The sequence below is a fragment of the Thalassospira lohafexi genome, assembly GCF_002844275.1.
GTDB classification, from domain to species: domain Bacteria; phylum Pseudomonadota; class Alphaproteobacteria; order Rhodospirillales; family Thalassospiraceae; genus Thalassospira; species Thalassospira lohafexi.
In genome coordinates this window covers 93,929-119,268 of sequence record NZ_NXGX01000005.1, presented here as the reverse complement: position 1 = coordinate 119,268, position 25,340 = coordinate 93,929, and the positions used below count along the sequence as shown (strand labels likewise).

Annotated in this window: 22 protein-coding genes; 6 read left to right on the top strand and 16 right to left on the bottom strand. The window is 54.3% G+C overall.

Annotated features, from left to right (window positions below):
* Positions 1–36: 36 nt before the first annotated feature.
* Together COO92_RS13145 and COO92_RS13140 are read left to right on the top strand one after the other, a co-directional pair.
* Positions 37–627 carry an ANTAR domain-containing response regulator gene (locus COO92_RS13145; protein ID WP_022731449.1) on the top strand — a complete coding sequence of 197 codons (591 nt, stop codon included), beginning with the start codon at positions 37–39 and terminating at the stop codon, positions 625–627.
* 3 nt (positions 628–630) lie between these two features.
* Complete coding sequence (locus COO92_RS13140) at positions 631–1,812, top strand: CmpA/NrtA family ABC transporter substrate-binding protein (protein WP_101302793.1); 1,182 nt, start codon at positions 631–633, stop codon at positions 1,810–1,812.
* Between the two features lie 78 nt (positions 1,813–1,890).
* Here COO92_RS13140 and COO92_RS13135 read toward each other — a convergent pair whose 3' ends face one another.
* The 5 genes from COO92_RS13135 to COO92_RS13115 form a co-directional block, all read right to left on the bottom strand.
* A complete protein-coding gene (locus COO92_RS13135; protein ID WP_276307568.1) occupies positions 1,891–3,264 on the bottom strand; it encodes an FAD-binding oxidoreductase in 1,374 nt (457 codons plus the stop codon).
* 82 nt (positions 3,265–3,346) lie between these two features.
* Entirely contained in the window at positions 3,347–4,246 is a 900-nt protein-coding gene (gene dapA, locus COO92_RS13130) for a 4-hydroxy-tetrahydrodipicolinate synthase (protein WP_101302789.1), read from the bottom strand.
* Between the two features lie 39 nt (positions 4,247–4,285).
* Positions 4,286–5,590, bottom strand: a complete 1,305-nt coding sequence (locus COO92_RS13125; RefSeq protein WP_101302787.1) for a TRAP transporter large permease — start codon at positions 5,588–5,590, stop codon at positions 4,286–4,288.
* 9 nt (positions 5,591–5,599) lie between these two features.
* A complete protein-coding gene (locus COO92_RS13120) occupies positions 5,600–6,118 on the bottom strand; it encodes a TRAP transporter small permease (RefSeq protein WP_101302785.1) in 519 nt (172 codons plus the stop codon).
* A gap of 191 nt (positions 6,119–6,309) precedes the next feature.
* Complete coding sequence (locus COO92_RS13115; RefSeq protein WP_165792354.1) at positions 6,310–7,344, bottom strand: TRAP transporter substrate-binding protein; 1,035 nt, start codon at positions 7,342–7,344, stop codon at positions 6,310–6,312.
* 405 nt (positions 7,345–7,749) lie between these two features.
* Between COO92_RS13115 and COO92_RS13110 the strand changes: the two genes are divergently transcribed.
* Positions 7,750–8,367: a helix-turn-helix domain-containing protein gene (locus COO92_RS13110; protein ID WP_101302781.1), complete on the top strand. Its 618-nt coding sequence runs from the start codon at positions 7,750–7,752 to the stop codon at positions 8,365–8,367.
* A 3-nt stretch (positions 8,368–8,370) separates the two neighbouring features.
* Positions 8,371–9,540, top strand: coding sequence for an alpha-hydroxy acid oxidase (locus COO92_RS13105; RefSeq protein WP_101302779.1), 1,170 nt, complete (start codon positions 8,371–8,373; stop codon positions 9,538–9,540).
* Between the two features lie 83 nt (positions 9,541–9,623).
* Here the strand turns inward: COO92_RS13105 and COO92_RS13100 are convergent, their stop codons facing one another.
* The 11 genes from COO92_RS13100 to COO92_RS13050 all read right to left on the bottom strand — a co-directional run bounded on the left by COO92_RS13100 (position 9,624) and on the right by COO92_RS13050 (position 22,642).
* The gene (locus tag COO92_RS13100) at positions 9,624–11,408 is read right to left on the bottom strand and encodes an adenine deaminase (RefSeq protein WP_101302777.1); all 1,785 of its coding nucleotides are present in this window, start codon (positions 11,406–11,408) and stop codon (positions 9,624–9,626) included.
* Positions 11,405–12,334, bottom strand: a complete 930-nt coding sequence (locus COO92_RS13095; protein ID WP_101302776.1) for a nucleoside hydrolase — start codon at positions 12,332–12,334, stop codon at positions 11,405–11,407. Before COO92_RS13095 ends, COO92_RS13100 begins: the two co-directional genes overlap by 4 nt.
* On the bottom strand, positions 12,334–13,368 hold the full coding sequence (locus COO92_RS13090; protein WP_101302774.1) for an ABC transporter ATP-binding protein: 1,035 nt from the start codon (positions 13,366–13,368) through the stop codon (positions 12,334–12,336). The genes COO92_RS13095 and COO92_RS13090 overlap by 1 nt, the downstream gene beginning before the upstream one ends.
* A complete protein-coding gene (locus COO92_RS13085; RefSeq protein ID WP_101302772.1) occupies positions 13,361–14,140 on the bottom strand; it encodes an ABC transporter permease in 780 nt (259 codons plus the stop codon). The genes COO92_RS13090 and COO92_RS13085 overlap by 8 nt, the downstream gene beginning before the upstream one ends.
* Complete coding sequence (locus COO92_RS13080) at positions 14,137–14,964, bottom strand: ABC transporter permease (RefSeq protein ID WP_101302770.1); 828 nt, start codon at positions 14,962–14,964, stop codon at positions 14,137–14,139. The genes COO92_RS13085 and COO92_RS13080 overlap by 4 nt, the downstream gene beginning before the upstream one ends.
* Before the next feature lie 129 nt (positions 14,965–15,093).
* Positions 15,094–16,119 carry an ABC transporter substrate-binding protein gene (locus tag COO92_RS13075; RefSeq protein ID WP_240626431.1) on the bottom strand — a complete coding sequence of 342 codons (1,026 nt, stop codon included), beginning with the start codon at positions 16,117–16,119 and terminating at the stop codon, positions 15,094–15,096.
* The gene (locus tag COO92_RS13070; protein WP_165792353.1) at positions 16,119–17,198 is read right to left on the bottom strand and encodes a LacI family DNA-binding transcriptional regulator; all 1,080 of its coding nucleotides are present in this window, start codon (positions 17,196–17,198) and stop codon (positions 16,119–16,121) included. Before COO92_RS13070 ends, COO92_RS13075 begins: the two co-directional genes overlap by 1 nt.
* Positions 17,199–17,528: 330 nt before the next feature.
* Positions 17,529–20,267, bottom strand: a complete 2,739-nt coding sequence (locus tag COO92_RS13065; RefSeq protein WP_101302768.1) for a sensor histidine kinase — start codon at positions 20,265–20,267, stop codon at positions 17,529–17,531.
* Between the two features lie 5 nt (positions 20,268–20,272).
* A complete protein-coding gene (locus tag COO92_RS13060; protein WP_022731446.1) occupies positions 20,273–20,494 on the bottom strand; it encodes a hypothetical protein in 222 nt (73 codons plus the stop codon).
* Positions 20,495–20,527: 33 nt separating this feature from the next.
* Positions 20,528–20,911: a response regulator transcription factor gene (locus COO92_RS13055; RefSeq protein WP_022731445.1), complete on the bottom strand. Its 384-nt coding sequence runs from the start codon at positions 20,909–20,911 to the stop codon at positions 20,528–20,530.
* Positions 20,912–21,064: 153 nt separating this feature from the next.
* Positions 21,065–22,642, bottom strand: coding sequence for a helix-turn-helix domain-containing protein (locus COO92_RS13050; RefSeq protein WP_101302766.1), 1,578 nt, complete (start codon positions 22,640–22,642; stop codon positions 21,065–21,067).
* A gap of 201 nt (positions 22,643–22,843) precedes the next feature.
* On the opposite strand from COO92_RS13050, the gene COO92_RS13045 reads away from it, so the two are divergent.
* Positions 22,844–24,205: an ABC transporter substrate-binding protein gene (locus tag COO92_RS13045; RefSeq protein ID WP_101302764.1), complete on the top strand. Its 1,362-nt coding sequence runs from the start codon at positions 22,844–22,846 to the stop codon at positions 24,203–24,205.
* Positions 24,206–24,322: 117 nt separating this feature from the next.
* Positions 24,323–25,339 carry a branched-chain amino acid ABC transporter permease gene (locus COO92_RS13040; RefSeq protein WP_101302762.1) on the top strand — a complete coding sequence of 339 codons (1,017 nt, stop codon included), beginning with the start codon at positions 24,323–24,325 and terminating at the stop codon, positions 25,337–25,339.
* Position 25,340: the final 1 nt, after the last annotated feature.

Genomic DNA, 25,340 nt, shown 5'->3' with positions numbered 1-25,340 from the left:
CAGAGAGGCCTCGGCCGTCAGGGAGTTTGGGATAACTTGGTAAGGACAGAAGACTTCAATATTCTGGTGATTGACGAAGATCCTGACCGTGCGGCGATTGTCGAGCGCGGACTGGTTGAAAGTGGCTATACCCGTGTGGCCCGGATCGGGACGTCTCACAATCTGGTCGAACGTATTCAGGCACTGGCACCCGATATCATCATTATTGATCTGGAAAACCCGGATCGCGATACGCTCGAACAGATGTTTCAGGTGTCGCGTGCCATTGCGCGCCCGATTGCCATGTTCGTTGATAAAAGTGATTCAAGCATGATCCACGAAGCGGTTGCCGCCGGGGTCAGTGCCTATGTGGTGGACGGGTTGCGCGAAGACCGCATTCGTCCAATTGTTGAAATGGCAATTTCGCGGTTTAATGTTTTTGATCAGTTGCGCCGTGAACGCGACGAAGCAAAAGCCAAACTCAATGAGCGCAAACTGATTGAGCGGGCCAAAGGTATTTTGATGAAGGAAAAGGGTCTGACAGAAGAAGATTCCTATAACCTTCTTCGAAAGAACGCCATGAAACAGAACCGCAAGATCTATGAGATCGCGCAAAGCGTCATCACCGCGTTTCAGTTGGAGTTTTAGGGGATGGGGAACAAGGTTCGTCTGGGCTTCGTGCCATTGGTTGATTGCGCCATCCCGGTTGTTGCGCGCGCCATGGGATTTGCCGATCAGGAAAATATCGAACTTGAACTGATACGCGAAATGTCGTGGGCGGCCATTCGTGACAAGCTGTCATATGGCGTTTATGAGGCCGCCCACCTTTTGGCCGGTATCCCGATTGCAGCGCGCCTTGGATTGGGTGGCGTTCCGGTGCAGCATCTTGTTGTGCCGATGGCGCTTGGCCGGGGTGGTAATGCGATCACGGTGTCCACGCGGCTATATCAACGGATGCTTGAGGCCGATCCTGCGGCGATGCATGGGCCACGTGGCTTATCGGCGCGTGCGTTGAAAAAAGTCATCGACGAAGACCGGGCATCGGGCCGCCCGGTCATGTCTTTTGCAACTGTTTTCCCGTTCTCAAGCCATAATTACGAACTGCGCTACTGGATGGCAGCCGCCGGGATTGATCCGGACAAGGATGTCAATATCGGGGTGATTGCGCCACAACGCATGTTTGACAGTCTGCGCAATGGCTGGGTGGATGGCTATTGCGTCGGGGAGCCGTGGAACCAGCGGGCGGTTTTTCATGGTGACGGGGTCATTGTCGCGTTGAAAGACGACATCTGGTCGCGCAGTCCGGAAAAGGTCCTTGGTGTGCGTCAGGACTGGGTGGATTCAAATCCTGATACGGTTTCGGCCCTTGTTCGCGCCCTTGTCCGGGCGGCGGAATGGGCCGATGAGCCGGGCAATCGCGCGGAACTTGCGCAGATGTTGTCAGAAGAATCAAATGTCGGTGCACCCTATGATGTGCTTAAGGCGTCACTTGACGGGCGTCCGGTTCTGCGCCCCGGCGAAGCCCCGACTGAGGTGCCCGATCGGCATGTTTTTTATCGCTATACCGCGACCTTCCCGTGGTTGTCACAGGCAAGCTGGGTCGGCGCACAGATGAAACGATGGGGGCAGGTGCCCGCCAACACCGACCTTAATCAGGTGATCCGGCAAGTCTATCGCCCGGACTTGTATCGTACGGCAGTTAAGGGGCTTGATGTTGCAGTCCCGGCACATGATTGGCGGGTAGAAGGCACGAATGGTGCCGAGGACCGCGCGTTTGTCGGACCGGACAGTTTCCTTGATAACTCGGTATTCGATCCTGATCTGGCCAGATGATGCATCAAATCAGGTGATAAATAAGCAAAGGGCAGCTTGATCGCTGCCCTTTGTCTGTTTAGTAGCGTGTGTTTGGCGTTAGTTTGACTTTTTCTGTTCAAACAGTACGCCCGGGTTCATCCGGTTGTCCGGGTCAAAGCTGCGTTTGACGGTCTGCATCAGTTCATAGCGCAGCGGATCACACAGGCGTTTTAATTCGTCGGTCAGTTTACGTCCGACACCGTGTTCGGCGCTAAACGTGCCACCGAAACTTGCGGCGATATCATGGACACACGCCTGAACATCGTGGGTCACAGCATCGGGGTCGGCCAGATTGTTCCAATACTCATGCGGGAACATCAGGATGTAATGGACATTGCCATCGCCAAGATGGTTGACCAAAATTGGTGTCGCCATCGGGAATTTTTCTGCGGTGACATCCTTGGCCTTGGCGATGAAGGCCGGGACTTTGGACACTCGAACCGCAACGTCATGGACAAGGCCCATACCTTCGAGTTTGTTGGCTTCGGTCACAGAATGACGCACATGCCAGATCTGTTCGGCCTGTGTGGAGTTGCTGGCGATAAAGGCATCAAGAACCGATCCGTTTTCAAGGTTTTCGCCGAGAATTTCCTCAAAGACGCTATTGAGGTCAACGGAGGTGTCGGTTGAGGTCAGTTCAATCATCAAGGACCAATCGGGCACGGCGTCAAACGGCACATGTATGCGGTCAATGTGGCGGATAACCGCGTCAATTTCAGTGCCTGATAACAGTTCGAAGGCTTCGATATAAGGGCCGCATTTATCCTGAAATTCGGTAAACAGGCGCACGGCGGTTTCGGGGCTGTCAACCGACACCCAAGCATGGGCATCATTGGTGTTTTCCGGATGCAGGCGAAGTGCGGCACCGGTGACAATACCAAGGGTGCCTTCGGCCCCGATAAACAGGTGTTTGAGGTCATACCCGGTGTTGTTTTTCTTGAGCCCTTCAAGGTCGGTCAGAATCCGCCCGTCGGCTAAAACGACTTCGATCCCGCACACCAGATCGCGCATCGGTCCGTATTTTACAACCCCGGTTCCCCCGGCATTGGTTGAAATCAGGCCGCCGATCTGTGCGCTGCCCTCACTGCCCAGATACAGTGGGAACTGACGTTTGTAGGGCTTACATTTTTCGTGCAATTCAGCCAGAATCACACCAGCATCAGCGGTTGCGATATTGGCCGCTGCATCGATTTCGCGGATCTGTTTCATCCGCTGAAGGCTAATCACGATACCGGGTTTGTCTTCGGGTGACGGGCTTTCAGGAACCCCGCCATAGCAGAGGCCGGTATTCCCCCCAAGGGGAAATACCGGCTGTCCTTCCTCGGCAGCCACCTTCATCGTCCGGGAGACCTCCTCGACATTGGCTGGAAGCGCAACGCACACGGCGTTACCTTTCCTGCGATCGCGCCAATCGATCAAGTAAGGGTGCATTTCTTGAGGATCGGTGATCAAACCTTTATCGCCGAGGATTTTTTGGAGACGATCAATCATGGCTGGTCCTTGGAAAGAAAAATCAGGCTACGTTTGCAAGTGATGCGGCATCGAATGCGGTTTTAAGTGCCGTGATGGTCGGGGCTGACGGGCCTTCAAGCGGCAAGCGAACGCCACCTGCAGAATAACCAGCCATTTCCATGTATTTCTTAAGCGGCCCCGGGTTGGTTTCGCGGAAGATCGCATCAATTGCTGTATCAAGCTTTGTCTGAAGCTTAAGCGCTTCGTTCAGCTTGCCCTGGCGTGCAAGGTTAAAGACCTCAATCCAGATTTTTGGGTAAACGTTGGCAGATGCCAAAACCCCGCCTTTCGCGCCCATGGTGACATGGGTGGCAAACAGGGGTTCTTCACCACTAAGTATGGCCATTTTGTCACCGGCCAGTTTCATGGTTTTGATGAACGCTGGCATATCGTAGTTCGAGCATTTCATACCAATGATCGATCCGTCTTCTGCCATGGCCTGAATGGTTTCGGCATTGGTTGCGACAGTCGTGCGGCGCGGTATTTCATAAAGCAAAACCGGAACACCGATTTCATTGCGGTAATTGGCAAAATATTCGCGCATGCCATCCTGTGTGCCCGCTGCGTAATAGGGGGTCACGGTCATGACTGCGGCCGCACCGGCGTCTTCAAAATCCTTGCCGGCTTCGATGGCATCGGGAAAGCCGGTCGAAAGGACGCCGGGAATGATAGGGGCGCTACCCGCCGCATCGACACAGGTTTTGACAATGTCCTTGCGTTCCTGACGTGACAGGGCCGGGTATTCGCCGGTCCCGCCAATCGGAACGATGCCAGTAGCACCCGCTGCAAGTTGCCGGGTTACCAGATCAGATAACGCTTTGTGATCGACGGATTTGTCTTCGGTGAAGGGCGTTACAATGGCGGTATAAAGACCATTGATATCGTTTTTGGTAAGCGTCATGTGAAGTCTCTTGTCTTTTGGGTGGTGGCGATATTGTGATTAGTTCAAGAAGCCAAACAGTCGTGGCAGGGTCAGTGACACCGCCGGGATGTAGGTCACGATCATCAAGACGATCAGGTTCGATATCAGGAACGGGAAGCTTTTTCGGACAATGTTGGCGAGGGGCTGTCCGCTAATGGCTGATCCAAGATACAAGCCAAGTCCATAGGGCGGTGTCATTAGGCCGATCATGACGTTGACCACCATGATCACGCCAAACTGCACCGGATCGACACCCATCGCCGCAACGATCGGGGTGAAAAGCGGGGCAAACAGCAACAGCTGAACAGAATCCCCGATCCACAGACCGTTGATCAGGAAAAAGATGTTCAGACAAAGCAACAGCATCCAGGGTTGCAGGTCGAGTGTTTCGACCAGCATGGTCAGCTCGGATGGCACCCGTTCATTGGCCAAAATCCAGCTGATGACACTGGCAAAGCCAACAATTAGATAGACCGAGGCCGAGGTGCGCACCGCGCGATCAAGGATGGCCCAAAGCTGTTTCAGCGACAGGCTGCGATATGCACAGATACCCACAACAATGGCATAGGCAACCGCGATGGATGCGGCTTCGGTGGCTGTGAAAATACCTGAAATGATCCCGCCAATAATGATCAGCGGCATGAACAACGCCCAGAAGGCATTGTAGAAAATCTTAAATGCCAGACCAAGGGTCAGGGCTTTGATCGGGTTGGCCGGGAAGTTGTTTTTACGTGCAATGAAATAAATCACGATAATCTGCGCGATCCCCATCAAGGCACCTGGAATAGCCCCGCCAAGGAACAGTGCGGCAACCGATGTGTTGGTCAGGCTTGAAAAGATGATCAACGGGATTGACGGTGGGATGATCGGCCCCTGAATGGCCGAGCTTACCGTGACCGCGGCGGCAAAGTCCGCGTCATATCCGTCCTTTTTCATCATGTCGATTTCGACGGGACCCAAGGCGGAGATATCGGCAAGTGCCGAGCCCGAGACACCTGAAAACATCATCGACCCGACAACGTTGACATAGGCAAGACCACCGCGCCAGCGCCCCACGAGAAGGCGCGAGAACTGGACAAGTCTGTCAGTCATCCCGATAGATGTCATGATCTCGCCGGCGATGATAAACAGTGGAATCGACAACCAGATGAAGACATCCATTCCCGTAAAGAACTTGTGGGAAAACATGTGCAGCATGTCGGTCATGCCGGGTTTGACGAAGAAATAGGAAAGACCGGCAAAGCCGATGGCAAAGATCACGGGGCTGCCGAGGAACATCAGCAGCAGCAGCAACCCGATCATGGTGATAAGTGCGTAATCCATAGTGTGCCCTTACAGCTCTGCGCGTAAAAGTGATGCTTCCTGTTCTGCGTCCGGACCTTTAATGATGTCGCGAAGGGCAAGAACAACCATGTGGAAAAGCATCAAGGCGGCTCCGACCGGAACGGCAAGATAAATCCAGAACCATGAAAGGTTCAGTGCAGCGGAGGTGCGACGCAGGCCAAAGATTGCCGAATCAAAGCCTTTGACAAGCAGGACAGCCAATAGCCCTGCGAGCAGCAAACGGAAAAAGGCATTGCGATAGCCAAGCCACCGGCGCGGCCAGAAGGCGTCGAAGAAATCAACACAGACCAGTTGTTCATCGCGAACAAGCAGGCTGCCGCCCAGCATGACGACCCAGATCATCAAAAAGCGTGATGCTTCTTCGGGCCAAGGGAGCGAAAAGCTGAAACCAAAACGTAGAACGACCTGAACGAACAGGACAACCGCGACCGATGCCAGCATCAGTCTGGCAGCAATCGACGTCAGGGTTGCGATGGTCGTCGATAGTTTTTCAAGGAACAGAAGCATTGGAGGTCCTCTCTCGGACCGTGTTTTCTGCGGATGGCAACACGGATATCAGAACAGCGTGCGAACTGGTCGAGCGCAACTTGCACCGCATGGGCTGTCGATGGCTCAATGTCTAAGAAAGCGCCAGAACAGTCAGGAAATGCAAGGTTATAGAAAAGGCCCGGAAATCTTGGTTCCCGGGCCTTGTCATTTTATTCCTGTGCGGCTTTGACGGCTGCCTCAAGTTCGTCGATCAACTCGGCGCCAACCTTTTCTTCCATGAAGGCACGGATTGGTTCTTTGGTGGCGTCAACGAATTGCTGGAACTCGGCCGGGGTCGGCTGATAAATTTCGACGCCGGCATCGCGAATAATCTTGAGGTCCTGTGATTCTTTGGCCGCAATAATGCCAAGCATCGCAAAGGTTGCTTCCTGTGTGGCATTGTCAAAAATCACTTTGTCTTCGTCGCTCAGGCCCTGATAAAAATCATCATTGATGGTAATTAGCGGCATGTTGATCAGGTGATGATCGAGCGTATAGTACTTTTGTACTTCCTGAAGATTGGTCAGAAGCATGGTGTAAGGGGCATTCTCCTGACCATCGACAACGCCGGTCTGAAGTGCGCTGTAAAGTTCCGCCCAGGCAATCGGGGTTGGTGATGCGCCAAGTGCCTTGACCATTTCCATGTGCAGCGGGACAGTCTGGGTACGAATTTTCAGGCCCTTCATGTCTTCTGGGGTGTGAATCGGGCGGACCGAGTTCGAGAAGTTACGAAATGCACCGGTCAGGTAGCTCATGATGCGTACACCACTGCCTTCTGCAATCATGTCCGCCAGTTTGTCGCCAAATGGCCCTTCGTTGAGAACTTTGCGGGCGACTTCGGTGGTCGGGAAGGTGTAGGGCATTTCGAGAATCTGTGCGGGTGGGTAATAGGCCGCCAGATGGCCCGCATTCAAACCGCCAACCATGTCAACGACGCCAATAGCGTTCTGTTCGGCAAGGGATTCAAGATCGCCGAGCTGACCATTCGGGAAGACTTCAAGCTTGTATCGTCCGCCAGACTGGTTCTGAAGGACGTTGTCGAAAACTTCGGTAAAGGTCCAGTAGGGATTGTTCAAAAGGTCGCCTTCGCCATCAACATGGGCGAATTTGACAATGGTTTGTGCATTGGCGGATGCGGACAGTACGGTGCCAAGGCCGATGGTGGCGGCGAGGGTGGCATGCCGAAGTTTCCGAATGAAGGTCATTCTTTCTCCTTTACCGGGCAACGGACAAAGCAGTGGCGCTTCGAAGGTGGCCTGGTATTTCCCTGATAAAGTTATGATCAGTTGCGCCGGGCATTCATGCCGGGCTGCAATTGACGGCTTTGTTACCGGATGCATCCGAAAGGTTGTGCAGCGACGATTGGGCGAGAAGAGCATCGCAAAATCGGTTTGCATCCGGTGAAATCAGAATATATCCGATATGACTGATGTCAACAAAATACGATAAAAATTTTCCTATAGTATATTTTTTATCAAATGTGGCATATTTCCCAAGATGGGATATGCTGCTGTTGGTTCATTGGAATCGCAGTGGATTCAAGTAACGGTTGTCAGGCTATATGGGGTCGGACACATAAGTGACGATGTTTGCAAAAGGAATATTACGGAATGAACGTCGATCTGGAAGATTTCCAGTCCAACCGTCGGCAGGGTAATCCCGCCAGCAATAAATCCGACGAAATTGGACCACGGTTGCATCAACTGCGCAAAGGGCGTGGCTGGACCTTGCAGGTTGCCAGCAAGGCATCGGGAATTTCGGCATCCGCATTTTCCAAAATTGAACGCGGTGAGCTTTCGCCGACCATTTCAACGATCCAGCGCATTGCACGCGGATTTGAAATGGATGTGCTAAGCCTGCTGGCCGATCCGGAAACCCAACCCACCCTGCTTGGCCGTCGCAGTGTTACACGGGCAGAAGAAGGAAAACCGCATCTGTCAGGCAACTGCGATAATAAGCTTTTATGTGCGGATCTTAAAAACAAGCGGATCACGCCGATAAAGACCCGTGTGGTTGCACGCGATGTTGAGGAATACGACGTCTGGCCCAAAACCGATGCCGAAATATTCATGACCATCCTGAGTGGAACCGTCGTCGTGCACAGCAAGATTTACGAGCCGCTGGAACTGCACGAAGGTGACTCGATGTATTATGACGCCAGTGCCGAACATGTCTGGACCCGCAAAGGCCCGGAAGAAGCAGTTGTACTGTGGGTATTAACGAGCTGATCGATGGCCAGACTCTTGAATGCCGAAGACTTTCGGGGGGCTGCGCGCAAACGCCTTCCCAAAGGATTGTTTGAATATATCGACCGCGGCACGGAGGCCGAACTGGCCATGGCCGATATTCGCCATTCACTTGACCGTATCAAATTCAAGCAATCCGTTCTTTCCGGCCAGTCGCAATGTGACATGACAACAGAGCTGTTTGATCGCAGTTATCCCACACCGTTAATCGTGGCGCCTACGGCCTTGGCCGGATTGGTCTCCTATGACGGGGAAGTTAAACTTGCGCGCGCGGCCAGCCGGTTGCAGATACCGTTTTGTGTGTCGACCCAATCGGTCACCAGCATTGAGGGTATTCGCAAAGGTGCGCCAGATTCTGAACTTTGGCTTCAGCTTTATGTCTGGAAGAACCGGGAGCTGACGTGGCAATTGCTTGATCGTGCGCGCAATGCCGGGGTGTCAACGCTTGTAATTACGGTGGATACGCCGCTGTCGCCAAAACGCGAATATAACCAGCATAACGGGTTTTCTGTTCCCTTCGTGCCGTCAGTTCGCGGGGTGGTGGATGTTCTATCCCGACCGGCTTGGCTAGGATCGGTCATGATGCGGTATTCAATGACAAGCGGCATGCCCAGCTACGCGCATTATCCTGCCGAATTCAAAACGGCAATCACCCGCGATGCCGTCGCTCAAGACGTTCAAATTGAAAGCGGCCTTGGTTGGGATGACATTGCGCAAATTCGTGATCGCTGGTCTGGAAAGATCATCATCAAAGGCATCCTGTCGGAGAAGGACGCGGTGCAATCGGTGAAGGCTGGTGCCGATGGCATTGTGGTTTCGGCCCATGGCGGGCGGAACTTTGATGTCGCCCCGGCCCCGGCAAACGTCCTGCCCGGTATCGCCGCTGCAGTTGGCGAAAAGATTGCTATCATGGCCGATAGCGGCGTGCGCCGTGGCAGCGATGTTTTGAAATACCTTGCCCTTGGCAGTCGATCCGTTCTGGTCGGGCGTTTACCGCTTTATGGTTTGGCCGCGGCGGGTGAGGAAGGGGCCTTTGACGCGCTTTCAATGCTGATGGATGAAATGCACAGCAACCTGATTTTCGCAGGTGCCAAAAATCTTGAAGACTTCAAGAAAAACGCGATTGCGTCATCTGGGCATCCCCAACGGGAGTGACATTTAAAATGAAAAGAGACGGAATTACCCGCCCCTTTTCATCGCCCTTTTCATCGCGATTGTGCGGAAATTTCTGTCGTTGATTACTGGGAACTCAGCACCGGCGATTCCAGAAGTTTACCGATTTCGACATCGCCAATGCCGCGATCCGTTTGGTGGGGCCCCGCGTTGCACGCAAGGGTCGCGCCAAACAGCGCCTTGAACACCAGATACGGCGGGTTCCAGTCAACGATGGCATCGGTGGCCGCCCGGATGTGGGAGAATTGTTCGGCGACTTGATCCATCGGGGCATCGGACACCAGACCACACAGCGGCAGCGGCAAGATCGCATCAAGTCTACCGTTTGACGCAACCGCCATTCCGCCACCGGCCTTGATGACCGCATTGGCGGCAATTGCCATGTCTTTGGGGTTGCCGCCAAAAACAGTCAGGTTGTGGCTGTCGTGTGAAACAGTGGTGCAAACCGCACCGCGCCAAGTGCCCCAGTTTTCCAACAGGCCAACACGTGGTGTGCCATCAACCTTGCCGTGGCGATGCGCGACTGCGATCAAAGTCGTACCATCGGGCGGGATGACAAAACCGTCTTTGACGTCTGCCTCAACCTCGCCCCAGCGGGTGAAGCGCGGGCGATCAATGGTGGCGATACGAACTTTGTCACCGGTCGCAGCAATGCGGAAATCATCGACTGTCAGTGTGTCGATCTTCATGGTGTCGGTCAGCGGGGCCGGGTCAAGGGCCGTTGGCTGTGTTTGAAGTTCACCAGATTTTGCGACCATTTTGCCATTGGCAATAACGGTGTGGGCGACAAAGCCGTCAAGGTCATCAAAAATGACAATATCGGCCCGTCGTCCGGCCGCAATGAGCCCCAAGTCATTGCGGCCCAGACGTGTGGCGGCATTCAGCGTTGCGGCGCGCAAGGCCCATTGGGCTTTCATACCATAACGCACCAAACGCCGCACAACATCATCAAGCCCGCCTGCGTTGGCCAGATCATCGGGGAAAACATCATCTGTGCAAAGTGTGACGGTTTGCGGCAGGAATCCAAGCTCATTGAGGGTTTGCACAAACCCCGGCAGCAAATGGTCATGCGATCCGCGCATCTCAATCGTCAGCCCGGCACGCAGTTTTGCCATCAGATCGTCGTTTGACACCAACTCATGGTCGGATCCGATGCCGGCAACGATAAAGGCGGCAAGGTCGCTGTTTTCCAGTCCCCGTGCATGGCCGCACACCAGTTTTTGCGATGTCAGGCCCGCTTGGACAATGCTGCTCATGCGTGGGTCACGGTCAATGACACCGCGCATGTTCATGACCTCGGCAACGCCGTGGATGTCTGGCCATGACAGCATTTCGGTCATGGCATCGCCATCAAAATCAGCCCCTGATACTTCATACCCCGGTGCGGCGGGAACGCAGGACGGCGCAAGGGTAAGGACGCGCAACGGCAAATCACGCACCGCATCGGTTGCCCATCGAACCCCGTCAAGCCCCAGCACATTGCCAAATTCATGCGGGTCCCAGACCGTGGTGGTGACACCGCGTGGCACGACGGTTGCGGCGTAGGTCGCAGGCGTCGTCATCGAGCTTTCAACATGCATGTGCGTGTCGATCAGGCCCGGACTGATAAACCTGCCCCGTGCACTGATCAGGGTGCGGGTGTCGCTTCGGGTGGCGGGTTCGTGGACACTGGCGATCATTTTTCCAACAATGCCAATATCGGCAAGGCGGATTTCGTCGGTGACCATATCAACGATTTTTCCACCGACGATCAGCACGTCAAACGGGGCATCGCCACGGGCAGCAGCAACCGCGCGCGCGCGTAAGGCATCGTCATGCAGGTCAAGGGGTTCTGAATTTCGGTCTGTCATTTTGCGGCTTCTGCCTTTAGCGCGTCAAAGATCATGGTGCGTGCACGATCAGCATCAACCGTGACACCATATTGCGCATTGAATTTGGCGGTTGCGGTGGGATCAATATGGGTTTGCCCCCGCGCGACACCATGGCTCGTGTCAACCGCGACATGGGTGTTGGCAAATTGCACAACGTCAGGGTCAAGGAGTGTAATTGCGGCAACCGGATCAAAAATCGCCATGCCACTGCGTCCACGTGAAATCCCGATATTGATGTAGCCGTCGGTCAGATCGGCCAAAAGGCTTGCATTCTGGCCGCCCGCAATGCGGATGGCATGGACATCGTCCGGGGTCGCAATAACCTTGCGGCACAGATCAAGTTCAACCATGCGAACAGGCAATTCATGGGCCAGTACAATTGCCAGCGCTTCGGGATCGGCAAAGGCATTATATTCGGCAAGGGCAGTATGGTTGCCGCGCCCCGCCGCACCGCCCATCCAAGTGATTTGATCAATCTTGCGGGCCAAATCAGGACGGGCCAAGGCCAAAGCGGCAAGATTGCCAAGTGGGCCAAGGGCCAGAATATGTTTCTTGTCATCCCCAAGGGCAGGTTGTTCAAGCCACTTGCACAGGGCGCCAAAGGCACAGCGTTCAGTAAGGGGGCGACATTCAGGTAAATGTGCGCCTGCACTTTGCATGCCGCGTGGGCCAAGGATGGCCTGTGCGGTTTCAAGCCCCCCTAGGACAGCCTTTTCACGTCCGGTAAAGATCGGAAAATCCCAGCCAAACAGTTTTGCCGCACTGGCCGCATTGCTGCGCACGGTTTCAAGCGGACTGTTGCCCGCAATCAAAGACATGCCGTCAATCAGGCGTCCGGCATGGGCTAGAACCAGCACAGAAGCCAGATCGTCAAACCCCATATCGGTGTCGATCCAAAGTCCCATTACAGGCTCCCGGTACGGGCAAGCTGGGCGGCTTTGGCGACCGGAAGATCAAATTTAAGCACTGCGCCAAAATCATGTGCCGGAAGGGCGGCATCACATTCGGCCTTGATCTGTCCAAGCGGGGTATCAAGCAGATATTCGCGCGTGCCCCCGGCAAAGGATGTGCCGCGCACGGTTCCCTCATAGGGGCCTTCGCCCAAGGTCACCATGGACGGACGCCAGGCAAGACCCTTGGTCGCATCATCAATGTCGCCCGAAATGGCAACGTCGCCATTTGCGGTTTTGATGGTGTCACCGACCCGTTCAAAGACGTTTTCAAAACCAACAAAGTCGGCCACGAAATCGGACGCCGGGTTGTTATAGATGTCTTCAGGGGTTCCGATCTGTTCGATATGACCATCCAGCATCACAATGATGCGGTCGGCCATGGCAAGGGCTTCGACCTGATCATGGGTGACAAAGATCATCGTCACGCCGCTTTCTTTTTGCACGCGCTGTAGCTCGGTGCGCATTTCAAGTCGCAGGCGCGCATCAAGGTTCGAAAGCGGCTCATCAAGCAGCAAGACCTTGGGTTCCATCACCATGGATCGGGCAAGGGACACGCGCTGTTGCTGGCCACCGGAAAGTTCGGCGGGTTTGCGCGTGGCATATTGCGACAGGCCAACGGTTTTAAGGCCATCGTTTACACGTGTTTCAAGGTCCTTGCCCTTAACCCCCATCAGTTTCAGGCCAAAGGCGACGTTTTCATAAACGTTGAGATGCGGGAAAAGCGCATAGGATTGAAACACCAGCCCGACCGGGCGTTTGTTGGCTGGAACGCGGGTGATGTTTGCGCCGTCCAGAACAATGGCGCCCGATGCCGGTTCCATCAGCCCGGCAATGGCGCGCATGGTTGTGGTTTTGCCACAGCCTGACGGGCCAAGCAGGGCGACAAGTTCGCCCTTGGCGATATCAAGGTCCATTTCCGGCACGGCAACGTTTTTGCCATAGGACAGGGTCAGTTTTTCAAGTGATAGAAAACGGGAATCAGACATAGCGGGAAAATCCTAGGAAACGTTCGGCCAGAAAGACAATGCCCAGTGACATGAAAGCAAGCAGCGCAGACAGGGCTGCGACCGATGGGTCATAGGTGATCTCCATATAGGAGAGCATGTCGATTGGCAGGGTGCGCACACCCGGACCAGACAGAAACAGCGACACGGGCACCTGATTAAAGCTGGTGACAAACCCCAGAATGAAGGCGGCCAGAATGCCACCCCGGATATTGGGCATCACCACCCGGAAAAAGGCCCCAACGCGCGAACAGCCCAAAAGCACGGCGGCTTCTTCGATGTCGGAGCGCAGGTTGGTCAGGCTGGCCGACACCACCCGCACCGCATAGGGCAGGATCAACGCGGTGTGGGCCAGAAATAGCGCAAACAGTATGCCGAAATTAAACGGCACCACGAAATAACGCAGCAAAGCCAAGCCAACGATGATACCGGGCACAATGATCGGCGATGACACGATGGTGCGGATGGTTTCGGCACCCGGCACCTTATAGCGCGACAGCGCATAGCTTGCCGGGATGCCAAGGATCAGGGCGGCAATCGTACCGCCAATCGCCAGAAACATCGAAATGCCAAAACTGGCCCGGAAACTTTCGACCTCAAACACCTTGATCACCCAGCGCAGCGACAATCCTTGTGGCGGGAAGGATAACGTTTCACCCGCTGACAGCGACGCGGCAATGATGATGATGAATGGGCCGATCAAAAAGGCCAGAACCAGCAACAGGATGATCGGGGCATAAAGCTTGTTACTCATCGCTTGTTCCTCGCAGTTGCCAGTCGTTTGAGCAGAAGGTTGGCGGCAAACGCCATCACAATCAGGATAAGGGCAATGACCGAGGCCGAGACAAAATCATTGGCCATCGTCACACGCTGGTACAGCAACGTTTCAAGCATCAAGACCTTCGATCCACCCAGAATGGCCGGGGTGATATAGGCGGTCATGGAGCCGGTAAACACAAGTGTTCCGCCAATAACCAGACCTTCCTTGGTTAGTGGCAGGATGACCTTGGTAAACACCTGAAGCCAGTTCGCACCCAGAACCCGTGCGGCGGGGACCGCATCGCGCGGCATATTCTCAAGCGCGCTGATCAGCGAAATGATCATCAACGGCAAGAACAGTTGCAATAGCCCGATAAACACCGCGGTTTCGGTAAACAGGAACCGGATCGGTTCATCGCTTAAGCCCACAGCAACTAGGGCCTCGTTGACAATGCCGGTACGCCCCAGAATGACGATCCATGCATATGTCCGGGCAACCGGCGAAATCATCAACGGCAGGACCACAAGCCCGGTAATGCGGCCTTTGCCTTTGGGGGGCAAATTGACAATTGCGAAGGCTGCGGCATAACCAATGACTGCGGAGGCGGCTGTGACCATGGCAGCGAGTTTCAGGGTACGCAGAAACACCGCCTGATTAAGCGGCTGCGCAAAAAAGTCGATATAGGCTTGTATTGTCCAGCTATCACCGGATCGGAATCCCTCGGAAAGAAGGATCACCACGGGCACCAAAAAGATGGCACCGGCAAAGATCGCGGCAGGCAGGACCAGCGCAAAGGCCTCGGCCCGGTTCTGAAACATCTCAGCAACCTTGTCGTCGATAAGTTAAGTAAATGGTGGCGCGACGGGGAGGTGGGGCGTCGCGTTTAGCGTCTTGGATCAATCATCGGGGCCGGTGCGGTCACCAGCCCCGAATTCAGATCCAGTGTCTTATTGGCCGACCTTGTTGTTCCATTGCGATAACCAGTTTTCACGGTTATCAAGTGCAACTTCAGATGGGATGAGATGGAGGTTCTTAACCGTTTCCGCGCCATAGGTCAGATTGTCGGCAACCTCATCAGATACCACGACATCCTTGTTGGCCGGGCTGTCGACAAGGTTCTCGGCCAGGGCGGTCTGAATGTCGGTCGACAACCAGAAATCCATGAACTCAAGTGCGAGATCGCGGTTCTTGCTGCCTTTGGTCAGGACCATAACGTTCATGCCGCCAGACTGGCCTTCCTTGGGGGTGGCCCATTTGATCGGCATGTCCATTTTGGAAAAACCGGCCCATGCAAAACGGCCAATCGGTGCGGCCCAGATTTCTTCTTGCTGCATCAACTGAACCAGTTGGGACGACCGGACATAGAAGGTGACGATGTCGTCTTTTTTCTCGCCAACTTTGGCAATCGGAGTTTTAAGCGACGGGTCTTCATCGCCCAGCGCCTTGCCCAGCATATAAAGGGTCAGCGGGCCTTGCGTCGTGGTGACGTTTGGCAATGCCACGCGCCCGGCAAGATCGTCAGACAGAAGATCGGCCCAGCTGTTGATGGTGACCTTGTCAGAACGATAGGCAATCGAACTTGCATAGAAGGTGTAGCCGATGCTCATGCCATCGCCATTGGGGTCTTTGGCAATGTCATAAAGCTTGTCAAAATTGGCAAGCTTGCTGTTGTCGATTTTGTCGGTCAGGCCGTTGCGTGCCGCAGAAAGCGCATCGCGCATGGAAATCACCGCCAGATCAATGACCGGGTTTTCCTTGTTGGCTTCGATTTTGGCTAGACGTTCGACGGAGTTTCCGGTTTCAACAACCAGTTCACAGCCACATTTTTCTTCGAACGGCTCATACAGGTGTTCCTTGAAGGCATCCTGTGCAAAACCATAAACGGAAATGGTCAGGGTTTTTTCTTCGGCCTTGGCAGCGGTAACGCTTAGGATCAGCGCGGCAGATGCCATCATCAGCTTTTTAATCGCCATTATAGAATTTCTCCATTCGGGCTTGGTGTGGCGGGTGAAACTGCCGGGCCGCTTGAGGCGCGCACCATCAGTTCCATGGAAACCTTGGACGTATCGGCTTTGACGGTGTGTGAAACCGCTGCACCGTTCTTGTGTTCAATATTGGGATCAATTGTTCTGGGGGTTTCGATTTCTGTGATCAGGGCGGCAATCGCGATTTGTGCGATCTGCGTCATGTTCATATGCACCGTGGTAAGCGACGGAGTAACCACCGGCGCAAAGACCAGATCATCAAAACCGGTGACGCTGACCTGTTGCGGAACCTTGATGCCCGCTGTTTGCAGTTCGGTCAGAACGCGCAAGGCATGCAAATCCGAAACCGCGGCAATCGCCGTAACGCCGGATTTTACATGATCCATCAGGCCAAGCGATGTGCGGTCTGGCTGCGCATTGAGCAGCGTTTCAATCCAGATCGTCTGATGGCGTGTATCGGAACCAAGGGCGGCTTTCATGCCGCCAATGCGGTCATTTTGCACGTTTGATGCTTGATCATGGCCGACAAACAGGAAATTGCGATGGCCAAGATCCTGAAGGTGGCGGGTGATTTCGGCCCCGCCTTCCCAATGGTCGGCTGAAACGGTGTTGCCCGGTGTTGACGGGGTATCGACCATGGCAACCGGGCAGCTTACCGACCCGATGCGCGTCCCGCGGCGTGGAATAACCACCAGCCCATCAACGCCGCGTTCAATCAGCCGTGCGATGGCCTGTGTCTGGGTGGTGACATCACCGCGTGAATCGGCAATCAAAACCCCGTATCCGGCATTGGATGCGGCGACTTCCATCGCCTGTGCGATTTGGGGAAAAAGCGGATTGGAAATATCTGGCAGGACCAGCCCCAAAACATTGGATCGCCCCGTGCGAAGCGCGCGCCCGGCATTGCTGGGGACATAGCCAAGTTCGGCGGCTGTCGCGCGGATTTTTTCAACCAGATCGGCCGACACGCGGCCCTTGCCAGAAAGCGCGTTGGACACAGTCGCCGACGACACGCCAACGGCTTTGGCGATCTGGGTCATGTTCGGTCCGATACGCGATGCAGCCAAGGGGGCCTCCGCAGAAACGTGAAACTGTTTCAAGTTAAATGACGTGATTAAACGATTAACCAAGTGCGTCAGTGTTAATCGAACCGATCCTGTGAGTCGAGTTAAAATTTATCCATTATCCCTGATGGGATAGGGTTCCTATGGTGAAAGCACGGGTGAAATTTGCGATAGAATATTGAAAAACTGATATAAATATCTGCTGGGGACCGAGTGGACGAAAGTGTCCTCGAAAAAGCGTGCGCCTGTGGTCAGGATGCGGTTGGACACAGCAGAATGACGGACGCATTGACAGGCGATCGTCCCGATTCATGATTGGTGCCTGAAGGGTCGTTATGTGCTTGGGGCAAACACATGACCGGGGATAAAGACACGGAATGTCGCGCCTTTACCCGGTGGGCTTTCGGCCCATATTTTGCCCTGACAATGTTCAACAACATGTTTGGCAATCGCCAGGCCCAATCCCGATCCCGATGGTTTGGGCTTATCATCGGCATATTTTCCCCCGCGTGAGAATTTGTCAAAAATGATCTCAAGCTCGTTGGGGGCAATGCCGCGGCCATTATCGGTGATCGATACCAGATACCCACCGTCCATGGCCTCGCCCCGGACAGAAACGCTGGGATATTCCGGATCCGAAAACTTTGCCGCATTCGACAACAGGTTGATGAACACCTGTGTCAGGCGGTCCCGATCGACATGCAGCATTACGGTCTGTGCGGCGAGATCGGTGGTAAGTGCAACCCCCTTGCGATCCAGCAACCCTTTGACCGCATCGACACTTTCATCAAGCACGGTGCGCGGATCAACATCAATCGCCCGCCAATCGGAATGACCGGCTTCAAGTCGGGCCAGATCTAGGTGATCATCAATCAGGCGGGTCAGGCGTTCACTTTCACGTACAATGATGCTGAGGAAATGTTCAGCCCGTTCGTGGTCAAGGGTCGGGGTGTCGACCAGAATTTCGGAAAATGACCGGATAGAGGTCAAAGGTGTTCGGAATTCGTGACTGACCATGGTCAGGAATTCATCCTTAAGCCGGTCGAGTTCTTTGAGCCGGTCATTGGCGGCGCGCAGCTCGGCAGCAGCCTTTTCAAGCTCCGCCGATTTTTGTTCAAGGCGCTGGGAATATTCAATAACGTGCGATGTTTCCTCAAGGATTTCCAACACTTCCTCAAGGCTGACCATTTCGCCCTTGGCCACCGATGAGACCATCACACGTGCCGATGCGGCCCCGATCGACCCGGCCAAAAGCCGTTCGGTAAAGGCAATCATATCGGCATTTGCTTCCCCCTTGCCGCGCCATGGGGTGTCTTTTTCCCAACCAAAATCACGGAACGAATGAAACGCGCGTTCACGGCCCAAAAACCGTTCGACAAGTTCATAAAGATCATCGACCGAGGCCGATGACCGCCAGATAACGGTATCCTGACCCTTGCGCGAAAAGGCATCGACAAACAAGGTGGCCTGAATGCGTTCGAGCGCACTTGGCGATGTGAACAGGCTGATCAGAACGTAAAATGCGGTATTAAGCGAGATCGACCAGATCAGCGCATGGGTTAACGGTTCGAACTCTGACAGGCCAAACAGGCTTTCGGGCCGCAGCCAGGGGTGCCCGAATGCGCCATTCAGGATCAGGTCCGGGTTCATCCAGCCACTATCGGCAAGCGACGGCAGCAAAAGGGTATAGCCCCAGATCAGGAAGCCGACGACAAGTCCGACCTGCGCGCCCGATTTGGTCGCTCCTTTCCAATACAGCCCGCCAATCATGATTGGGATGAACTGTGCCGTGGCCGCAAAGGAAATCAGCCCGATTTCAGCCAGGGCATCACTGGCCCCGGCGGACCGGTAATAAGCAAAGCCCAAAAATACGACTACGACGATGGAGGCGCGCCGGATGAAAATCAAAAGCCCCGTCAAATCATCGCGTTCGGTCATGCGAAATGGCCGAATGCGCAGCAAGGCCGGAACGATCAGGTCATTACACACCATGGTAGAAAGCGCGATGGTCGCAACAATCACCATGCTGGTACTCGCCGACAACCCGCCGACATAGGCCAAAAGGGCCAGAAGCGACTGGCCTTCAAACAGCGGCACGGATATGACAAAAAAGTCCGGGTCCGACCATGCCGGAAGGGCGCCAAGCCCCGCCAAGGCAATCGGCAGGACAAACAGGTTCATACCGAGCAAATAAAGCGGAAAGGCCCAGCTTGCGGTGGGCAAATGGCGTTCATCGACATTTTCAACAATGATGACCTGAAACTGTCGCGGCAAGCACAGGATGGCGGCCATCGACAGCATCATCAATGTCATCCAGCGCGCACTGCCATCTTCGGGCAGTTGCAAAAGCTTGGCGGTGTCAGGCGTGTTGAGTGCCTGTGAAAACAGGTGATCAATCCCGTCATACATCACAAAGCAAACAAAGATGCCAACCGCCAGAAGGGCAAACATCTTTACCAGACTTTCAAAGGCAATGGCCGCAACCATGCCTTCGTGATGTTCATCGGCATCAATGAAGCGTGTGCCAAACAGAATACCAAAAAGCGCCAGCCCAACGGCTGCCCAGAACCCACTGTCTGAAAACACGCTTATGGTTTCGACAACCGGTTGGGTCATGCCGTAATCCCAGACGGTTAGAACCGTATAGCTGGTGGCAATCGCTTTGAGCTGAAGGGCAATATAGGGCGTGGTGCCAATCACCGCGATCAAGGTGACCAGCACGGAAAGTTGTGTGCTTTTGCCGTAACGCGACGAGATAAAATCGGCAATCGAGGTAATCCGATGCGCCTTGGAAATGCGCAGCATCTTGCGCAGCAAAAACCACCAGCCAAGGAAGATCACCGTTGGGCCAAGGTAAATGGTCAGATATTCAAGCCCGTTACGCGCGGCCGTGCCGACCGCCCCGTAAAAGGTCCAGGATGTGCAATATACCGCAATAGACAGCGTATAGACGGTTGGGTTGCGAACCCATGATCGCCCGTCGCGCGCGCGTTTGTCGCCCCACCATGCAATGGTATAGAGCAAGCCGACATATCCGATCGATACCAAGATGACCAGTTCAGAGGAGAGCATATAGTCTATGGCCTCTCTGACTGGGCGACTTTACGCAACGAGCGGGTGAGAATGGCGCAAAGTGCAATCAGGACAGCCCATCCGGCAAAGAAATACACAAACAGGATCGGCAGACCAAAGATTTGCCCATCAAGGGAAAAGACCCCCACCAAGGGCGGTATCCATGCAAAAAACGCGGCAAGTACCAAAACAAATGCCCGTTCAGTCAATCTGCGTGGTGGGGTCATGATGGGGCTCCTGCCAATCGGGGGAAGGGTGCGTTAGCATTCCGTTCGTTCAAGCAGGGCCTTGACCCGTGATACGACATCGCGGGTCGAAAAGGGTTTGGTGACAAAGTCATCAACGCCAAGTTCCAATCCCTTGCGCCGGTCGACTTCGCGTGTTTTGGCCGTTAGCATCATGATCGGGATTGGTTTGGTTTTCGGATCGGCGCGCACGGCGCGCACGACTTCAAACCCGTCACAGCCGGGCATCATGACATCAAGGAGCACCATGTCGGGAATGTCGCGGGCGATCATTTTAATCGCAGTTTGGCCATCTGTGGCCACACTGACATCATAGCCTTCTTTTTCCATCAGAAAGCTAAGCGATTCAACAATGGTTTCCTCATCTTCGGCGATCAGGACCTTGGGTCTCTTGTTCAAAGGACGTTCTCCCCGATTCTTCGCATTTTATGAGGCCAATCCTAACCGCTAACTGATCGAATTATAATGCTACTTTGGGGTGGTATGGTTCATGCGATCAGTCAGGGGGTAAATGTGCGTTAAAATTGCAAGGATCCTGCCAAATACGTGTGGTTATGCGCCGGGCGATACAAGTGCCGTGTCCGACATTTCATACGCCCGCTGTCGACAGTCTGCGCGCGGGCATTGTCGGCATGATATCCCGACGGGAATTGCCGAATCTGCCCGCTCAAGCGGTAACCCATCGGCATAGACCACGTCATGGGCAAAGGCCGTATCACAGCCAATCATTACCGAATAAACCGATTGCGGAACCCCGTATCCGCCCGCCCCTGTGCGAAGTGCACGCGCGACAAACAAATATTCACTTGTGTCAGGCAGACGGACAAATTGTGGAATGACCCGTTCGGGGGCAAGATATGCTTCATGCACCGCCCAGCGCGGGCAGGCCCCGCCATAGCGCGGCAGTTGCAAACCCGATGCTGAAAACCGTTTGGAAATATTACCGGCAATATCGGTTCGCAAAAGGTGGAAGGGAATGCCTTCCGATCCGGTGCGCCGCAAGGTTGTTAGTCTATGGCAAATCTGTTCCCAGCTTGCCGCATAGCGTTGCTGCAGCAATTCAATGTCATGGCGGAACGTGCGCGCATCGGCAAGAAACTGTTCATAGGGGAACAAGAGGGCCGCGGCACAATAAGACACCAGAGCCTCGGTCGCGCGATGTCGCCCGGCATCGCTGCTGATCGACGCTTTATCAAGAACACCGTTGATGGCATCAATCGCCTCGATGCTACAGATGGTGCGTGCCGCCTGAAACCGTGCGGACGTGATCGGCAGTGCGCGTGAAAACCGCACTGTTTTGGTTTTCTGATCCCACTCAAACCCGCCGGTGGGGAATTCTTCAGAAGGTAAACGTTCAACCCTGATCTTGTGATGGCTTTCAAGGTAGTTGATCAGGTCGGTCAGGAACAATCCACCGTCCGGGTCAATCGCCGGGCGCATATTCGCGGCCTGATCCTCAAGCGACGGGAAGTAGTTGGCATTGTCATTAAGCAGATCATCGACTTCTTCGGCCGGGCTTGTTGCCGGGCGCCCGGCATCACCGCGTTCAAGAAAGTTGAAAATCTCGGTCGCAGATTCGGCCAGTCGCTGTGATTCACGCACCAGTGTCGCGTTAAAGCGCGCGCGTTGTTCATTGGGAAGGTCGTCGTAATCGTTGAAAATCTCGGCAACGGATCGGATCGAGGTAATCCGTGTCAGGATTGAGTGGCTGGCTTCGGTCAAAAATGGATCGTGGCTGAGGCGCTCGGACAGGGCATCAACATTGTCCAGCCCGCTGCGATAGGCGCGATACAGCGACAGAAAAGCCGCAATCATGCCCGGTGCGGCGGCGATCATGGATGGAAATTCGCTGCGTTCAATCGGGGTTGTGCGAAACACCGGATCAGACGCGGCTTCGCTGAGGTCCGATAAGAGACGACTTTCTTCCGACCCTGACAGTGTATGGGGCTGAATGTTCAGCGCTTCGGCAATGCGCATCAGCAATCCGCCCCCAATCGAACGTCGGTTATGTTCGATAAGGTTCAGATACGACGGCGAAATCCCGGCCGTCTTGGCCAGTGCATTCTGGGTCATCCCGATATCTTTGCGGCGACCGCGAATGCGATGTCCGATGGGGGCCTGACGGGTCATACTAAAGTCTCATTTTTGACAAAATTTACAAATTTTCACAGCATCCATCTATATATTTACAAAAAAACTCTTCTATATCAACTAGGTGTTGATTCATTTTCAACGCACCCCCATTGTTTTAGCAGGTCGTGAAAAAAACAAACCAGAAAATAGGCCTCAGATTTCTCTGAAACAAATCCCAAGACATTGGGGAGGAAAACCATGTCGGAGACCAAGAATATCCTGAATGTATCACGTCGTACGATCCTTAAGGGATCCGCGGCAACCACAGGTGCAGCCCTTATCGGCGGCACTTTCCCGATGCATTTCATCAAGAATGCCCACGCCCAGACTTTCCGCGGCGACCCGGGCAGCGCAAGCAGCGTAAAACTCGGCTTTAACGTACCGCAGTCGGGTCCGTATGCCGATGAGGGTGCGGATGAACTTCGTGCCTATCAGCTTGCTGTCAAACACCTCAATGGTGAAGGCGACGGCGGGATGCTTAATACCATCAAGCCGCTTGAGCTCAAAGGCAACGGCATCCTCGGCAAGAAAGTCGAGTTCGTTACCGGCGATACGCAGACCAAATCCGATGCGGCACGTGCATCGGCAAAACGCATGATCGAAAAAGACAACGTTGCGATGATTACCGGTGGTTCGTCCTCGGGCGTTGCTGTCGCGGTTCAGGGTCTCTGCCAGGAAATGGGCGTGATCTTTATGGCCGGTCTGACCCACTCGAACGATACAACGGGTAAAGACAAAAAGCGTTATGGCTTCCGCCATTTCTTCAACGCTTACATGTCTGGTCAGGCAATTGCGCCGGTTCTTTTGGATGAATATGGTGCTGATCGTCGCGCCTATCACCTGACGGCCGATTACACTTGGGGTTGGACTCAGGAAGAATCGATCAAAGCCGCAACCGAGAATATCGGTTGGGAAACTGTGAACACGGTCCGTACCCCGGTTGGTGCAGGTGACTTCTCGCAGTATATCACGCCGGTTCTGAACTCTGGTGCCGATGTCCTGATCCTGAACCACTATGGTAAGGACATGGTCAACTCCCTGACGCAGGCTGTTCAGTTTGGTCTGCGTGACAAGATGGTGAATGGCAAGCAGTTCGAAGTTGTCGTTCCGCTGTATTCCCGCCTGATGGCACAGGGTGCTGGCGATGCTGCAAAAGGCATCTTGGGTACCACCAACTGGCATTGGTCGCTGCAGGATGAAGGTTCACAGGCCTTTGTGAAATCCTTTGGTCAGGAATACGGCTTCCCGCCGTCCCAGGCTGCGCACACCTGCTACGTCCAGACTTTGCTATATGCAAATGCCTGTGAAATGGCCGGTACGTTTGCCCCTTGGGAAGTCATCAAACAGCTCGAAGGTTTCGAGTTCGATGGCGCTGGTAACGGCAAGACCCTGTACCGTGCAGAAGACCATCAGTGCTTCAAAGACGTTCTGGTTGTACGTGGTAAACAAGAACCACAGTCCAACTTTGACCTTCTTGAAGTCGTCAAGGAAGTGCCGCGTGCACAGGTTGAGTATCCGGCCGACATGTTCGGTGGGGAACTGGGTCCGTATCAGGTTTGATACAGTCCAAATAATGCAAGCAGGGCCGACCATTTCCCAATGGTCGGCCCATTTGCCAGCACGCAGGTCTCTTTGGTCTTTTCATTAAGTCCTTTACGAATACGCGGCGGATAACTGATGGACGCTATATTTCTTCAAATTCTCAATGGTTTGGACAAGGGCGGTGCTTATGCACTGATCGCACTTGGCTTGACTTTGGTGTTCGGCACGCTTGGCGTGGTGAACTTTGCCCATGGTGCCATCTTTATGATGGGCGCCTTTTGTGCGGTAACACTCGAAAAAATTCTGACCCTTTCGGTCCGAGTCAAAGATGAGTCTGTGACCTTCTTTGACGCCTACAAGGAAACGCCTTACCTTGAAGTCTGGTTCGGCGATACCGGTAGTGCGATTATCAATTGGTCGGTACCGTTGTCGATCCTTCTTGCGATACCCGTGATGTTGTTGATCGGCATCGTGATGGAACGCAGTCTGATCCGGTATTTCTATAAACGTCCACACGCCGACCAGATCCTTGTGACCTTTGGCCTGGCCATTGTGATGCAAGAACTGATCAAGGCATTCTTTGGCGCCAACCCGATCCCGCAGGGGGCACCGGATATTGTTGCCGGTTCCGCTGCAATCGGGGCTGTGTTCGGACTTGGTGAGTCGGTTGTTTATCCTTGGTGGCGTCTGATTTATCTGGCGTTCTCGCTGATGACCATCGGGCTTGTTTTCTCGTTCCTGCATTTTACCACCTACGGGATGGTTGTGCGTGCCGGGATGGCCGACCGGGAAACGGTCGAGCTTCTTGGGATTAACATCGAACGTCGCTTTACGATTGTGTTTGGCATGGCTGCGGTGGTCGCGGGCCTTGCTGGTGTCATGTATACGCCGGTTCTGCCCCCGGATTACCATTTGGGGATGGACTTCCTTGTGCTGTCATTTGTCGTGGTGGTTGTCGGGGGGATGGGCTCCTTGCCCGGTGCGGTGCTCGCAGGGTTCCTGCTGGGTATCTTGCAGTCCTTCTCGTCCATGACCGAGGTAAAAGATATCTTCCCGGGCATTGACCAAGTCATCATTTACCTTGTTGCCGTCGTTATTCTGCTGACCCGCCCGCGTGGTCTCATGGGTCGTCGCGGTGTGATGGAGAGCTAAA

Excerpts from the sequence above, each read along its gene's own strand:
- COO92_RS13125 (WP_101302787.1), bottom strand. The coding sequence starts at position 5,590 with ATGGATTACGCACTTATCACCATGATCGGGTTGCTGCTGCTGCTGATG.
- COO92_RS13090 (WP_101302774.1), bottom strand. The coding sequence starts at position 13,368 with ATGTCTGATTCCCGTTTTCTATCACTTGAAAAACTGACCCTGTCCTAT.
- COO92_RS13040 (WP_101302762.1), top strand. The coding sequence starts at position 24,323 with ATGGACGCTATATTTCTTCAAATTCTCAATGGTTTGGACAAGGGCGGT.
- COO92_RS13080 (WP_101302770.1), bottom strand. The coding sequence starts at position 14,964 with ATGTTTCAGAACCGGGCCGAGGCCTTTGCGCTGGTCCTGCCTGCCGCG.
- COO92_RS13120 (WP_101302785.1), bottom strand. The coding sequence starts at position 6,118 with ATGCTTCTGTTCCTTGAAAAACTATCGACGACCATCGCAACCCTGACG.
- COO92_RS13045 (WP_101302764.1), top strand. The coding sequence starts at position 22,844 with ATGTCGGAGACCAAGAATATCCTGAATGTATCACGTCGTACGATCCTT.
- COO92_RS13060 (WP_022731446.1), bottom strand. The coding sequence starts at position 20,494 with ATGACCCCACCACGCAGATTGACTGAACGGGCATTTGTTTTGGTACTT.
- COO92_RS13095 (WP_101302776.1), bottom strand. The coding sequence starts at position 12,334 with ATGGGACTTTGGATCGACACCGATATGGGGTTTGACGATCTGGCTTCT.
- COO92_RS13115 (WP_165792354.1), bottom strand. The coding sequence starts at position 7,344 with ATGACCTTCATTCGGAAACTTCGGCATGCCACCCTCGCCGCCACCATC.
- COO92_RS13065 (WP_101302768.1), bottom strand. The coding sequence starts at position 20,267 with ATGCTCTCCTCTGAACTGGTCATCTTGGTATCGATCGGATATGTCGGC.
- COO92_RS13075 (WP_240626431.1), bottom strand. The coding sequence starts at position 16,119 with ATGGCGATTAAAAAGCTGATGATGGCATCTGCCGCGCTGATCCTAAGC.
- COO92_RS13050 (WP_101302766.1), bottom strand. The coding sequence starts at position 22,642 with ATGACCCGTCAGGCCCCCATCGGACATCGCATTCGCGGTCGCCGCAAA.
- COO92_RS13100 (WP_101302777.1), bottom strand. The coding sequence starts at position 11,408 with ATGACAGACCGAAATTCAGAACCCCTTGACCTGCATGACGATGCCTTA.
- COO92_RS13110 (WP_101302781.1), top strand. The coding sequence starts at position 7,750 with ATGAACGTCGATCTGGAAGATTTCCAGTCCAACCGTCGGCAGGGTAAT.
- COO92_RS13140 (WP_101302793.1), top strand. The coding sequence starts at position 631 with ATGGGGAACAAGGTTCGTCTGGGCTTCGTGCCATTGGTTGATTGCGCC.
- COO92_RS13135 (WP_276307568.1), bottom strand. The coding sequence starts at position 3,264 with ATGCACCCTTACTTGATCGATTGGCGCGATCGCAGGAAAGGTAACGCC.
- COO92_RS13105 (WP_101302779.1), top strand. The coding sequence starts at position 8,371 with ATGGCCAGACTCTTGAATGCCGAAGACTTTCGGGGGGCTGCGCGCAAA.
- COO92_RS13085 (WP_101302772.1), bottom strand. The coding sequence starts at position 14,140 with ATGAGTAACAAGCTTTATGCCCCGATCATCCTGTTGCTGGTTCTGGCC.
- dapA (WP_101302789.1), bottom strand. The coding sequence starts at position 4,246 with ATGACGCTTACCAAAAACGATATCAATGGTCTTTATACCGCCATTGTA.